Origin of the sequence: Paenalicyclobacillus cellulosilyticus (genome assembly GCF_014647315.1) — a bacterium.
In the GTDB taxonomy this organism is placed as follows: domain Bacteria; phylum Bacillota; class Bacilli; order Alicyclobacillales; family Alicyclobacillaceae; genus Alicyclobacillus_J; species Alicyclobacillus_J cellulosilyticus.
The window spans coordinates 1-13016 of the sequence record NZ_BMOY01000015.1; the positions used below are offsets into that span (position 1 = coordinate 1).

The 13016-nt window shown below is 64.1% G+C and carries 10 protein-coding genes, 12 tRNA genes and 1 pseudogene; 1 reads left to right on the forward strand and 22 read right to left on the reverse strand.

The window, feature by feature from the left end; genetic code table 11:
- Positions 1–466 (forward strand): annotated as a pseudogene (locus IEX97_RS06090) (DDE-type integrase/transposase/recombinase); the annotation flags it as partial.
- Between the two features lie 31 nt (positions 467–497).
- Here IEX97_RS06090 and IEX97_RS06095 read toward each other — a convergent pair.
- The 22 genes from IEX97_RS06095 to mutS all read right to left on the reverse strand — a co-directional run bounded on the left by IEX97_RS06095 (position 498) and on the right by mutS (position 12941).
- Complete coding sequence (locus tag IEX97_RS06095) at positions 498–752, reverse strand: hypothetical protein (RefSeq protein WP_188881768.1); 255 nt, start codon at positions 750–752, stop codon at positions 498–500.
- The gene (locus tag IEX97_RS06100) at positions 749–1369 is read right to left on the reverse strand and encodes a hypothetical protein (protein ID WP_188881770.1); all 621 of its coding nucleotides are present in this window, start codon (positions 1367–1369) and stop codon (positions 749–751) included. Before IEX97_RS06100 ends, IEX97_RS06095 begins: the two co-directional genes overlap by 4 nt.
- The gene (locus tag IEX97_RS06105; RefSeq protein ID WP_188881771.1) at positions 1350–1967 is read right to left on the reverse strand and encodes a GTPase domain-containing protein; all 618 of its coding nucleotides are present in this window, start codon (positions 1965–1967) and stop codon (positions 1350–1352) included. Before IEX97_RS06105 ends, IEX97_RS06100 begins: the two co-directional genes overlap by 20 nt.
- Positions 1964–2941, reverse strand: coding sequence for an AAA family ATPase (locus tag IEX97_RS06110; protein ID WP_229776499.1), 978 nt, complete (start codon positions 2939–2941; stop codon positions 1964–1966). Before IEX97_RS06110 ends, IEX97_RS06105 begins: the two co-directional genes overlap by 4 nt.
- A 120-nt stretch (positions 2942–3061) precedes the next feature.
- Positions 3062–4579 carry a spore germination protein gene (locus tag IEX97_RS06115; RefSeq protein ID WP_188881773.1) on the reverse strand — a complete coding sequence of 506 codons (1518 nt, stop codon included), beginning with the start codon at positions 4577–4579 and terminating at the stop codon, positions 3062–3064.
- Between the two features lie 270 nt (positions 4580–4849).
- Positions 4850–4943, reverse strand: a tRNA-Ser gene (locus tag IEX97_RS06120).
- 6 nt (positions 4944–4949) lie between these two features.
- A tRNA-Val gene (locus IEX97_RS06125) sits at positions 4950–5025 on the reverse strand.
- A 73-nt stretch (positions 5026–5098) separates the two neighbouring features.
- Positions 5099–5174 (reverse strand) — tRNA-Thr (locus tag IEX97_RS06130).
- A gap of 5 nt (positions 5175–5179) precedes the next feature.
- Positions 5180–5254 (reverse strand) — tRNA-Asn (locus IEX97_RS06135).
- A 61-nt stretch (positions 5255–5315) separates the two neighbouring features.
- Positions 5316–5390 (reverse strand) — tRNA-Ala (locus IEX97_RS06140).
- Positions 5391–5413: 23 nt separating this feature from the next.
- Positions 5414–5490, reverse strand: a tRNA-Pro gene (locus IEX97_RS06145).
- Position 5491: 1 nt separating this feature from the next.
- Positions 5492–5568 (reverse strand) — tRNA-Arg (locus IEX97_RS06150).
- Between the two features lie 55 nt (positions 5569–5623).
- Positions 5624–5698, reverse strand: a tRNA-Gln gene (locus tag IEX97_RS06155).
- Between the two features lie 6 nt (positions 5699–5704).
- A tRNA-His gene (locus IEX97_RS06160) sits at positions 5705–5780 on the reverse strand.
- Between the two features lie 5 nt (positions 5781–5785).
- Positions 5786–5861, reverse strand: a tRNA-Trp gene (locus IEX97_RS06165).
- A gap of 88 nt (positions 5862–5949) precedes the next feature.
- Positions 5950–6034, reverse strand: a tRNA-Tyr gene (locus tag IEX97_RS06170).
- A 7-nt stretch (positions 6035–6041) separates the two neighbouring features.
- Positions 6042–6117 (reverse strand) — tRNA-Thr (locus IEX97_RS06175).
- Between the two features lie 69 nt (positions 6118–6186).
- Positions 6187–6429, reverse strand: a complete 243-nt coding sequence (gene hfq / locus IEX97_RS06180) for an RNA chaperone Hfq (protein ID WP_188881775.1) — start codon at positions 6427–6429, stop codon at positions 6187–6189.
- 35 nt (positions 6430–6464) lie between these two features.
- Complete coding sequence (miaA, locus tag IEX97_RS06185) at positions 6465–7445, reverse strand: tRNA (adenosine(37)-N6)-dimethylallyltransferase MiaA (RefSeq protein WP_188881776.1); 981 nt, start codon at positions 7443–7445, stop codon at positions 6465–6467.
- Positions 7442–8278 (reverse strand): class I SAM-dependent methyltransferase, encoded by an 837-nt coding sequence (locus tag IEX97_RS06190; RefSeq protein WP_188881778.1) that lies wholly within the window; start codon positions 8276–8278, stop codon positions 7442–7444. The genes miaA and IEX97_RS06190 overlap by 4 nt, the downstream gene beginning before the upstream one ends.
- 83 nt (positions 8279–8361) lie before the next feature.
- The gene (gene mutL / locus IEX97_RS06195) at positions 8362–10269 is read right to left on the reverse strand and encodes a DNA mismatch repair endonuclease MutL (protein WP_229776501.1); all 1908 of its coding nucleotides are present in this window, start codon (positions 10267–10269) and stop codon (positions 8362–8364) included.
- Entirely contained in the window at positions 10269–12941 is a 2673-nt protein-coding gene (gene mutS, locus IEX97_RS06200) for a DNA mismatch repair protein MutS (RefSeq protein WP_188881779.1), read from the reverse strand. Before mutS ends, mutL begins: the two co-directional genes overlap by 1 nt.
- Positions 12942–13016: the final 75 nt, after the last annotated feature.

Below are 13016 nucleotides of genomic sequence, written 5' to 3' on the forward strand. Positions count from 1 at the left end.
CTTCGCAAGGGCACGACGTCTCGAATTGACGCGCAGCCGCCCCTACAAAAAGAACGACAACGCACACGTGGAGCAGAAAAACCGTGTCCTTGTGCGCGAGATCGTCGGCTATGAGCGATACGACACACCTGAGCACGTGCAATGGCTCAACACGGTGTATGCGTGGCTGGATGTCTACGCCAACGCGTGCCTCCCGACGCGCAAGACGGTCCACAAACAACGGCAGGGAAGCAAAGTCCGCAAGACATTTGACGCAGCCCGCACACCCCTGCAACGACTGCTGGAGAGCGGTGTGTTGGATGGGCCTGCCAAGCAAGTGTGGACGGAGTGGGCGGCCAGCCTCAATCCGCTGTCCATTCATCGCCAACTGGAAACGCTGTTGAGGCTCGGACCGGATGGGTTATCCACAGCGACGCCGCCCCAACCGGCTCCTGAACTGCCCAAAGTGGAGGGTCAAATAGTTTGATTTTCATATGAGTGATCCACTTCCCCTTGGGTTAGATTTTTTCGTGAGTTGACACGGGCACCCGCCCCCCTTCCGCCTGCAGCCGCTCCGGCTGCAGGTTTGCCGCAAAGCCGCAGACCGGACAGCGCCCTGTGCGCCATGCCTGCCGGCGCAGGATGAGGGGCGTCATCACCGCTGCCTTCCCCCACCCTTCCCGCCGCCCTGCCCTGCGGCCCGCGCGATATCCCAACAAGGCGGACGCCAGGCACAGGATGCACACCCATACCCCTAGATGGAACAGCGTCATCCAACGCTCACCCCGTCGTCGTTCGGCACGTGCCGCCGGCAGGTGGTGGTCCATTCCGCCGCCGCGTACAACAACACCGCGGCGACGAACGCGATCGCGGTATCCATGCCGTCGCACAACACCGCGATGCACAGCGCAATCAGCATGAGCATCAGCGTCTCCACCGTTCCGATGCGCACCGCCAGGTTCCGTTGCCCGGACTGTTTATCCGGCAGGCGGTCCATGAAATCGTCCAGCCAGTCGATCACGGCCATCATCGCGACTCCCCACAGCGCGGACCGCCACCCTGCGAGCAGCACGCTTGTCATGAATGCGAGCGCCATTTCGACGTACGCGGGCACGCGCGTCGGCATCCGTTCCGCAAATTGACTCAACATACCGACCGCGTAACTCCCGAAAAACAGCGACACCGCCAAGGTACGGTCGAGCGAGCACCCTATCAGCGCCAGGACCAGCGCATACGGCAGCGTCGCCCGTCCCCATCTGGCGGCGAGCGTCCGCTTCCCGAGGCATAGATCGAATTCTGCGTCCAAGTAGTCGTCCATCAGCTTGACCGCCGCACCGACCGCCACCATCGCTGCCAGCCGGATGAACACGTCATGCCAGCCGCCAAACATGGTCTCTCACCTCACGGAATCCCGTCCCTTGGCGCGCTGAGATGGGAATCACCTTGCCTTTCGGATAACGGTGCGCCAAGAACTGGTGGCCGTACCGGGCGGCAGGCAGGTCCATCTTGTTGGCCAGCAGCAGATATGCCCCGCGGTGCAACCCAAGTTGGACGAGTTGATCGTCGAGCGCAGACCACGCCGCATGTTCCCCTTCCGCCAAGGCGCGCCCGAGCGCGTCCGCATCGACCACGTGCAAGATGACTTGCGCCGTGAGCATCGCTTCGAGCGTTTTCGCCATGGCGTCCCGCAGCGAGCTGTCCGGGTGGATACCGTCCGCCAGGCCGGTGGTGTCGGTCAAAAGAAAGGATGGTTTCGACTTCCCGCGCGGCACCTCCACCTGGATGGATTGGAGTTGACGCGTGGTGTGGGCATGGGGGGCCGACAACCAACGTTCTGCCTCCAACAACGACATACGGCGCCGGTCTTTGCGTCCGTCGGTGCGTTCCACCAGCCAGGTCAACTCGTGCAGGCCAAGGAAACGGGCGAAACGGATGCAGAACAACGTCTTGCCGGCGCCCGTCCGCCCGACGACAATGTGCCGGTTCACATCCATTCCTCCTCCCCCCATTGGAAATCCTCCGGTTTCAACGTCATCATCTGTTCGCGGGAGAGGACGGGTGCATCGAACAGGCGCAGCGCATGGCGCCGCATCGCCCGTTCCAAGGTGTTGCGCACCCAGCGGGCGTTGCTGAACCCGGAGCACAGGTGCGGTACACGGCGGATGCGCATCAGCTGCTGGCGGATCTTCGCTTCTGCCTCCGGGGTGATCTGGTATTGCCGTGCTTGTGCCATCTGGCGCGCGATGCAGATCAGCATCTCGTCGTCGTAGTCCGGAAACGTGAGCTGGATGGGAAACCGGCTCGGCAGCCCCGGATTCGTCGCCAGAAATGCATCCATCTCTCGCGCATATCCAGCGAGAATCACGATAAACTGCTCCCGGTAGTCCTCCATCCCTTTCACCAAGCAGTCGATGGCCTCGCGTCCAAAGTCCTTCTCGCCGCCGCGGGCCAGGGAGTACGCCTCGTCGATGAACAACACGCCCCCCAACGCCCGTTTGATCTGTTCGCGCGTCTTCTGGGCGGTGTGACCGATGTACTCCCCCACCAGATCGGCGCGCTCCACCTCGACCAGATGGCCTTTCGCCAACAGGCCGCACTCGTGAAACATCCGCGCCAAGATGCGCGCCACCGTCGTCTTCCCGGTTCCTGGATTGCCTTTGAACACCATGTGCAGCGCCATCGGGTCGGCCCGCAAATGCAGTTGGGCGCGCCGCCGCTGCATGTAGAGGTACGCGAAGACCTCGCGCACGATGGCTTTCACTTCCTGCAGGCCGACCAATTGGTCGAGCTCGCGGAGCGCGGCCAGGAGGCGCTCTTTGCTGATGCCAAGTTCGCCATCCCCAGGCGCCGGTGGGTGTGTTGGATAGGTGAGCATGTGCAGAGCATCCGTCAACGCGATCTCGCCCGCCCGGTACTGGGAGATCACCTGTTGATGGGCGAGGTGGGGTTGCAGGAACGGCACGCTCGTCACCTCCGGCCGAAGCGATACGTGGGCACCCCCGGCAGGGCAGTGCATGATACCCTATGCACCGCTTCTCGCCTGGGTGATCGCCCATGCCGGAGGACGTGCGCAGGATACGGGTCAGTCTTTGCAACGGCGCGCCCGCCGCAGAACCTCAGGGATCCCGTGCAAATCGGAGGTCGGCACGCGCAGCAGGATGTCGCGCAGGCCGTTGCGCCAGCGAAACGGGATGAGCGGCCACAGGTACGGGACGCCGAACGACCTGGTCGAAAGGAGCAACACCAGCCAACTGAGCAAGGCGATGAACAAGCCCCATCTGCCGAGCGCCGCCGTCCACAGGATCACCCACAGGCGCGCCATTTGATTGGCCGACCCGAGCTCATACGACGACGTGGCGTACTGAGCCAGCATCACGACGCCCATGTAGACCAGTACCTCCTCCTGGACCAGGTGGATCTTGGCGGCAAACTGGCCGAGGAGCAGCCCGGCGACGATGCTGACCGATGACGAGATGGCGTCCGGGGTGTTCAGGACCGCAATGCGGAGCATGTCGAGCGCCACCTCCGCGATGACGAGCTCGACCCAGAGCGGCAGCGGATCGGAACGGTTGGCGATAAAAAACGACATCCACCTCGGCATCAACTCCGGATGGGCGTTGACGACGAGGAACACCCCGGGCAGGAAGATGCTGCCGATGACGCTGAACAGGATGACCCAACGCATGTACGTGCCGACGAGAGGATAAGAATGGTACTCCTGCGGGTGATGCAGGTGTTGAAAGAACGTCGCCGGTGCGATGATCACCTGTGCCGTGGTATCGACGACAATCACGACATGGCCTTCCAAGAGGGCGGTCACCGCGACGTCCGGACGTTCGGTGTAGCGCACGATAGGATACGGGTTCCAGCGAACCTTGCCGATGAGGTCGGTCACCTGCTGCTCACCGAAAACGAGGCTGTCGGTTTCCACGGTTTGCAACTTCTCGCGAACCTTTGCGACCAGTCTCTCGTCTGCCACGTCCTCGAGATAGACGAGCGACACGTCGGTCTGAGAACGGCGCCCAAGTTGCATCAATTCGACGCGCAGCCTCGGGTCGCGCAGGCGGCGGCGGATGAGCGCCGTATTCATCAACATGGTTTCGGTGAAGCTGTCGTAGTTGCCGCGGATGACGTGTTCGACCCGCGGCGTATCGATGCTGCGCATGGGATAGATGCGGGTGTCGATCATGAGGGCTTGGTCGAACCCATCCATGAACACAATCATCGGCCCGGAAAGGATGAAGCGCACAGCGTCGCGCATCCGCGGGACGGTCTGCACCTGGACGAACGCCACGTGCGTGTTCAGATGCGCCACCAGATCCTCCAAGGTATAGGGCTGGCCGTGCCGTGCCTCGATGAAAGACTTGACCTGGGCGTGCACGTCCTCCAGTACGAGCACCATGTTCATGGTCAGGAAGAACCCGTTGGTCACGTACGTCATCATACGCACGCCGGCAAACGCGAACGGCTTCGCGATGATGTCCCAACTCTTCCCGACGCCAATCCATTCGTCGATGAAGCGGACGTTTTCATCGAGACTGGATGAGATCGGTCTGTCTTCCACCTGCTGCACAACATCCTGCACCGGTCTCTCCGGCATGGCGACACCTCCCTGTCAGGCGGGTTCACGCCGCACCGGCGAACCCACATACTACGATTCCCAGAACAGGTGGCGCCATGCACCCAAAAGAAAGGGGCGGACGTGCAGGGAGGAATGAAGAGGAGGCATAAAAAAAGAGACCCGTCCGAAACGGATCTCTTCGGAAAAAAGAACATGATCCAAGGGATTGTACGCTGTTTGCCTTCTGAAAAGAAACTTCGACTTCGTGAGACGCGGCCAGCACACCACGCCCAACACGTGGCAACGATATGGCGGAGTGAGACGGATTCGAACCGTCGATACGCCTTTTGGGCGTATACTCGCTTAGCAGGCGAGCGCCTTCGACCTACTCGGCCATCACTCCACGATGTGGTGGGCGGTAACGGACTCGAACCGCTGACCCCCTGCTTGTAAGGCAGGTGCTCTCCCAACTGAGCTAACCGCCCGAACGGCTCCTTCGACACTCCCTGCCGCCTGGGGGTCACCGGCCCGGTCCGCGTGCGCTGGGATGATGACGTTTGGAGCTCCCAACCAGGCTCGAACTGGTGACCTCATCCTTACCATGGATGCGCTCTGCCAACTGAGCTATGGGAGCATTATTGGCTCCTCGAGTAGGATTCGAACCTACGACCCTCCGGTTAACAGCCGGATGCTCTACCGCTGAGCTATCGAGGAACGCTCACCACACCGAAACGGTTGGACCGCACGGATGAGTCCGAGCGCCAGCGACCGGGCTTGGTGGAGGTAGTCGGATTCGAACCGACGGCCCCCTGCGTGCAAAGCAGGTGCTCTCCCCCTGAGCTATACCCCCGCATCTCTCTGACAACGCCTCGCTGGTCGGAGCAGCGGGATTTGAACCCACGACCTCCTGCTCCCAAGGCAGGCGCGCTACCAAGCTGCGCTATGCTCCGATGGTGTGCCCGGAGAGATTCGAACTCCCGACCTCTTGATTCGTAGTCAAGCACTCTATCCAACTGAGCTACGGGCACATCCATTTGCATCCAAGCGCAGAACGCTGAGGTGTTCACCCAGGGGCGCCTGGATTGGCTGGGGAGGTAGGACTCGAACCTACGCATGACGGAGTCAAAGTCCGTTGCCTTACCGCTTGGCTACTCCCCAATCATGTGGGGTGAGTAGTGGGAATCGAACCCACGAATGCCGGAGCCACAATCCGGTGCGTTAACCACTTCGCCATACTCACCGCGTTGGCAGGGGCGGCAGGATTCGAACCCACGACATGCGGTTTTGGAGACCGCCGTTCTACCAGCTGAACTACGCCCCTGTCTGGCCCATCCCCCGGGCCGCCGCTTCCGCGGAGCCATCTCCCCGGTACCTGAGCGGTACCGGGGTGCAAGCATGGCCCAGAATCGTGGTGGAGGGGGTAGGATTCGAACCTACGAAGCATTACGCAACGGATTTACAGTCCGCCCCAGTTGGCCACTTTGGTACCCCTCCGCGAACCTGGAGCCAGCGACAGGAATCGAACCTGCGACCCACTGATTACAAGTCAGTTGCTCTACCTGCTGAGCTACGCTGGCACCGCATCGGCGACAGCACATAACTTAGCATATGCCTTGGCGATTTGTCAACGCCCCGGCCGGCGGTTTTTACGTTTCCGGTTCGGGTTCAAAGACAATCGGCACCGTTCGTGACGGGATGAATGTGGAGATGGCGTGTTTGTAGATCATCTGTTGTTTCCCATCCGATTCCAGGAGGACCGTGAAATTGTCAAACGCCTTGACGACGCCGCGGATTTGAAACCCGTTCACCAGATACACAATCACGGGCACCTTGTCCTTGCGCACCTGGTTGAGAAACGCGTCCTGGATGTTCACCGACGGTTTGGACATGCCTTGTGCCTCCACTCTCGGTCATATTCCAAGTTCTATTCGCGGGCGATTCGCTGAATTCCTGCTGTCATCTGCCGCGCCTCCGCCAAGATGCGCGCCACGTCTTCCTCAGCCATTCCCCGCACCGGATCGACCTCGAACCAAGTGATGCGGGGGTCCCTGCGAAACCACGCAACTTGCCGCTTGACAAACCGTTTGGTCGCCCGCTTGATCTCTGCGACCGCTTCCGCCAGCGTCATCTCTCCCGCCAAGTGGGCCGCCAATTCCTTATAACCAATGGCCTGCATCGCGGTCGCATCGCGCGGTACGCCGCTCGCCAACAGACGACGCACCTCTTCCAGCAGACCCTGTGCCATCATCTGGTCGACCCGCGCTTCCACCCGCGCGTACAAGGCTTCCCGCGGCATCATGAGGCCAAACTGGCGGGCATCGTACCGCCCGCCGCGGATGGCCCACCGGTATCCTGCCGACCACTTCTGTCCGCGCAGTTCCGCCACTTCGAGGGCGCGGATGACGCGGCGCACGTCGTGCGGGTGCAACCGGGCCGCCGCGTCGGGATCCACGCGGTGGAGCGCGGCGTGCAGCGCATACGGGCCATGCTGTTGCGCAAAGCGGCGCCACTTCTCGCGCACCGCGGCGGAACCCGGGCTCGCGGCGAAATCGAGGTCTTCCACAATGGCGCGGATGTACAAGCCTGTGCCACCGACCACCACCGGCAGTTTTCCCTCCGCATGCAGGCGGGCGATGACCGTATCCGCCAACGTCACCCACTCGGCGACGGTGAAGCGCTGACTGGGTTCCACGATGTCGATCAGGTGGTGCGGTACCCCCTGCATCTGTTCGGGTGTCAACTTCGCCGTCCCGATGTCCATCCCTTTGTAGACCTGCATCGAGTCAGCGGAAACCACCTCGCCGCCCACCGCTTTGGCGATGCGTACACCGAGATCGCTTTTGCCGGTCGCCGTCGGTCCGACGATGCACAACACCGGTCCGCGCGTCCCACCGTCCGCCGTCATTCCACCGCCTCCTTCCACCATACGCCGAAGGCGAACGGCGCGCGCGGTTTGTCGGGTACAAGGCCCAGCTGCTCCCAAACGGTGGATTGGGGGCGCTCCTTCACCACCACACAACGGCGGGCGACGCGCTGCGCCTCCGCAAACGCCGCGGCGGCCAACGGCGACGGGTTGGTGAACGCGCGGGCCGCGTCGATGCTCGTCCCGCCGACAAGCGGCCGTTGAAACATGGGGTCGAAATAGACCACGTCGACGCTGTCCGCCGGCTGGCGCGCCAACCAAGCCGTGTGCTCAGCCCAGACGGGCTCAATCCGCGGCCACAGCGCCCGCAGATGGGGAAACGCACCGCCTGGATGCGCCTTGGCGTAAGCGAACAGGCGGTACAACGCCCAAGACGACTCCAGGCCGATGACCCGCCCGTGCGGACCGACGCCAGCGGCGAGCACCAATGCGTCCAGCCCCCGGCCGAGGGTGGCATCGACCACCACATCGCCCGGGCGCACCCTGGCCACCCGCAACAGGCGGTCCCCCTGCCCGCGGTCAACCGCGACCAAGCGCGTCTGCGCCGTCCCTGGGTGGAAAAAAAGCGGCTCCTCCGGCGCACGCGCATGGTAGAGTTTCGGCATGGTCTCCGCGACGATCACGACGCTCGCCGCTTCTTCTTCGCACAGGCGGGCGATGCTGCGGCGGCGCCGCGGCACGTATGCACAAGCGAACCAAGCCGCCAGTGCTTGGGCGTGCGCGCAAGCTTGCGGCGTGTCGTGCCATGGTGTCGTCACGATGGCCCGCTCTCCCTGCCAAGGGGACGGTGTCCCCGGGCTCGTCCGCACCTCCATGACCTTCCCCCTTTCTGCCGGCGAACCCCGTCCACAGAGGCCGTCCGCCGTGTGCTCACACGATGCGGCTCACATGGTGCTGCTCACACGATGCGGCGAAATGCCTTCTCCAAATCGCGCTGAGACATGCGCAACAGCACCGGACGCCCGTGCGGGCAATGAAACGGGTCTTCGGCTGCGGCGAGCGCCGCGCAGAGCGCCTCCATCTCCGCCCGGTTGAGCGTTTGACGCGCTTTCACCGCCGCTTTGCAAGCCCGGGTCGCCAGCGCGTGCCGCAACGTGCCCGGCAGGTCGCTCGCTCCTTGCGCTTCTTCGAGCGCGGCGACCACCTCCTCCGCCAGCCGGACGTAGTCCAATCCCTCCCATACATCCGGCACCTCCCGCAACACCACATGTTGACCGCCAAGCTCTTCGATCACGATGCCGAGCCGGGCCAACAGTCCGGCGTGGGCGGACACCAAGGACGCCTGCGCGGGCGTGACGCCGAGCGATACAGGCACGATGAGGGGGACGGTACGAACCGTCTCGGCAGCCAAGCGGGCGCGGAAACGCTCAAACAACACCCGTTCGTGGGCAGCGTGTTGATCGATGATGTAAAGGTGCTCACCGTCCTGCGCGACAATGTACGTGTCAAGCACCTGCCCCACGGGCCGCAGCATCAGCCGGGGACGGTCCGTCACCGGGGCGGCGTCCGTGGCTACCTCAGCCCTGTCACGCTCGCCCGTCGGATGGGGGGGTGCCCATCGGTCGGCGTCCGCCGCGGCCGCCGGCTGCGGAGCTTCTTCCTCCTCTGCGTTGGGGGGGCGCATGGCGTCCAGTGCCAAACGACCGCGCGCCTCGCGGACGACGAACGGCGCATCATGGAGGCGCCGCGCCCCGGCGCCTCCCCCGCTTCCGGCGTCTCCGCCGTGGAACAGCCGCGGCGAAAAAACCGCCTCCTCCTGTCCCGCGCGTCCCTCCGGCGCCGGCGGACGCACCGAGGCCACAAGACCCGGCGCCAGGTTGGCTTGCGCCAGCGCTTCCCGCACCGCGCGCGTAACCATGCGGCACACGTCCGCTTCCTCACTGAAGCGCACTTCGGTTTTATGCGGATGGATGTTCACATCCACCAAGGCGGCATCCAAGTCGATGGCGAGCGCGTAGACGGGATGATGCTGCACCAGCAAACGTCCGCCGTACCCGTCGACGACCGCCTGGTGCAACAGCGGGCTGCGGATGGGCCGGCCGTTGACCGTCCAATACGCCTGCGCCCGCCGCGCCCGTGCTTGCGCCGGGCGGCCGATGTAGCCGTACAGGCGGTAATCGGCTGTCTCCGCGCGCACCTCGAGGAACTGCTGCGCCTCGCCGACGCCGAAGAGTACCGACAGCACCTCGCGCAGGTCACCCCGGCCGCTCGTCCGAAACACCACATGTCCGTTGGCCTCGCACCAGAACGAGACGTCGGGGCGGCTGACGGCTGCGCGCTGCACGACCTCGACACAGCGCGCCTGCTCCGCCGCCACCGACTTGAGGTACTTCAACCGGGCCGGCGTATTGTAAAACAAGGAACGCACCTCAACCCGTGTGCCCGGCGGGATCCCGACCGGTTTCGGCGGATCGATCACGCCGCCCGCGACGTGCACTTCGACGCCCGCCTCAGCGCCTGGCTCGCGCGTCCTGAGGGTCACGTCCGCCACCGCCGCGATGGACGCCAGCGCCTCGCCGCGAAAGCCGAGGGTCCGGATGTGGTACAGGTCGCGCGCCGAACGCACCTTGCTCGTCGCATGGCGCGCGAACGCCAAGGTGGCGTCCTCCGCGTCCATACCGCAACCGTCGTCTTGGACGACGATGCCGGTAATCCCGCCGTCCACCAAGGAGACCCGCACGCTGCGCGCGCCTGCGTCGAGGCTGTTTTCTATCAACTCCTTCACACAGGAGGCTGGCCGTTCCACGACTTCCCCCGCCGCAATCAGGTTCGCCAGCGCCTCCGGCAACACCCTGATGCGCCCCATCACAACACGCTCCTCGCCGCTTCCCGCAGTTCTGCCAACACGTGGATGGCCGCGATCGGCGTCATGTGCTCGATATCCATCTCGGCCAACCGCCGCAACAACGCCAACGCGCTCCCTTCCCGTTCCGCAGAAGCTTGCGCGGCGGACGCTTGTACAGCAGACGCCGGCGTGACAGACTCCCGCGCGGCGGACGCCTGCAGCGCGGCTTCCGACGCCTGCAGCGCGGCTTCGTCCGGCATACCCGCACCACGCGTGCGCCCGTCTGCCGCTGCAAGCTTTGCCTTACCTTCCCGTACCGCCAACAACGCCTGCGCCCGCGCGATGACGTCGGCCGGAATGCCAGCCAACTTCGCGACCTGGATCCCGTAACTCTTGTCGGCCGGGCGAGGGACCACGGTGTGCAAAAAGGTGATGTCCTGCCCGTCCTCCGCGACGAGCACAGAATAGTTGGCGGCTCCCGGGAGTTCTGCCACCACCTCCGTCAGCTCGTGGTAGTGGCTGGCGAACAGCGTCAACGGGTTACGCCCCGGCTGCAGCAACGCTTCCATCACCGCTTCCGCGATGGACAGTCCGTCGTACGTGCTTGTCCCGCGGCCAATCTCATCGAGCAACACCAAGCTCCGATCCGTGGCCTGGCGCAGGATGTGCGCCAGTTCGACCATCTCCACCATGAATGTGCTCTGGCCCGCGGACAGGTCGTCCGAGGCCCCGATGCGCGTAAAGACCCGGTCGAGGAGCCCAATCTCCGCCGCCTCCGCCGGGACGAAGCTGCCCATGTGCGCCATGATGGCGATGAGTGCGGTTTGGCGCATGTACGTGCTTTTGCCCGCCATGTTCGGTCCCGTGATGAGGATGAGCGGCTGCTCGTCGTCGAGTTGTACATCGTTGGGCACGAAGCGCCCCGGGACCATCGCTTCCACGACCGGATGCCGTCCGGCTCGGATGCGGATGGCGCGCTCCTCGGTGATGACGGGGCGAACATAACGGCGCTGTGCGGCCACCGTGGCCAATGCGGTGAGGACGTCGAGGCACGCCAACGCTTCCGCCGCCGCCTGGATATCCCGCTGCCGGGCCAACACATGTTCACGCAACGCCGAAAACAACTCGTACTCCCGTGCGAGCGCCCGCTCCCTGGCGTCGAGGATCTCCGCCTCGGCCGCTTTGAGCGCCGGCACGGTGTAGCGTTCCGCGTTGGCGAGCGTCTGCTTGCGTTCGTACTCCGGAGGGACCAGGTGCAGATTGGCTTTCGACACCTCAATAAAATACCCGAACACCTTGTGGTAGCCGACCTTGAGCGACTTGATGCCGGTGCGCTCCCTCTCCTGGCGTTCAAACGCCAACAGCCATTCGGCGCCTTGGCTCTGCCCGTCGCGCAAGCGGTCGAGCAACGGATCGACGCCCGGGCGGATGATCCCTCCCTCGCGCGGGGATACGGGCGGATCGTCCACCAATGTGCGGGTGATCTCGTCCGTAAGGTCGGCGAGATTAGGCAGACTCTGCGCCAACTCGGCCAGCCAACCCCCTTCCGCAGCTTGCAGGACGCCCCTGATGTCCGGCAGGACGGCGACCGAATGCGCCAAGGCCAACAGATCGCGCGGATTGGCTGAACCGAATGCGACCTTGCCCAACAACCGGTCCAGGTCGTAGACGCCGTGCAGCGAGGCTTTCAGCCGCATCCGGAAGAGGGCGTTGTCGACGAGCCACGCGATGGCGTCGAGGCGGGCCTCGATGGCCGACTTGTCGCAAAGCGGCCGTTCAATCCAGCGGCGCAGCAGGCGCGATCCCATGGCCGTCTCGGTCTCGTCGAGCAACCCGTACAGCGAGCCTTTGCGTTGCCTGGTCCGGACGGTTTCAAGCAGTTCCAGATTGCGCACCGCCGTCTCGTCGAGCACAAGGTGTTTCCCCCGCAGCAGGTTCCTCGGCGTGCGCAGGTGCGGGAGGATGGCGCGCTGCGTCTCCCGGATGTACATGACCGCGAGCCCCAAGGCGTGTGCCGCCACAGGATGGGGTGTCAGGTCGAGCGGCACCAGGTTTGCGACACCGTATTGCGTGCAAAGGGCCTCCACCGCCGCCTGTTCCGCCGCGAACGTGTCCGGCCGGCGCGTCAGGCGCCAAGGCGCATCCTGTGCCGTCAACCAGGCAGGAAGCTGCGCCCCTTCGTAAACCAGCACCTCTGCCGGTTGCCACGCGCGCATCCGTTCGCGCAGCATCTGTTCGTCCGCATGTTCAAGGTACCAGACCTCGCCCGTGCCGACATCGATGAACCCGGCCCCCCATACGCCGCCGCGGCCGACGACGGACGCCAAAAACCGGTTGCGGGTCCCGTCTTCCGCCAAGAACGTCCCCGGCGTGATGACCCGGACGACTTCCCGCTTCACCAAACCTTTCGCCGTCTTCGGGTCTTCGACCTGTTCGCAAACCGCGACCACATAGCCCTGATCGATCAGGCGGGCGATGTACTGATCCGCTGCGTGGTACGGCACACCGCACATCGGGATCCGCCCCGCACTGCCCGCATCACGGCTGGTCAACGTGATCTCCAGTGCACGGCTGGCGACCATGGCGTCGTCGAAAAACAGCTCATAGAAGTCCCCGAGCCGAAACAACAACAAGGCTTCCGGGTACGCTTGTTTCAACTCCATGTACTGTTGCAGCATCGGCGTCAGCGACATGGCCGCGCTTTCGCCTCCCTCCCGCCGCAGGCACAAGACCCGGGCTGTCCCATAATGGATGACGCCTATGCAACG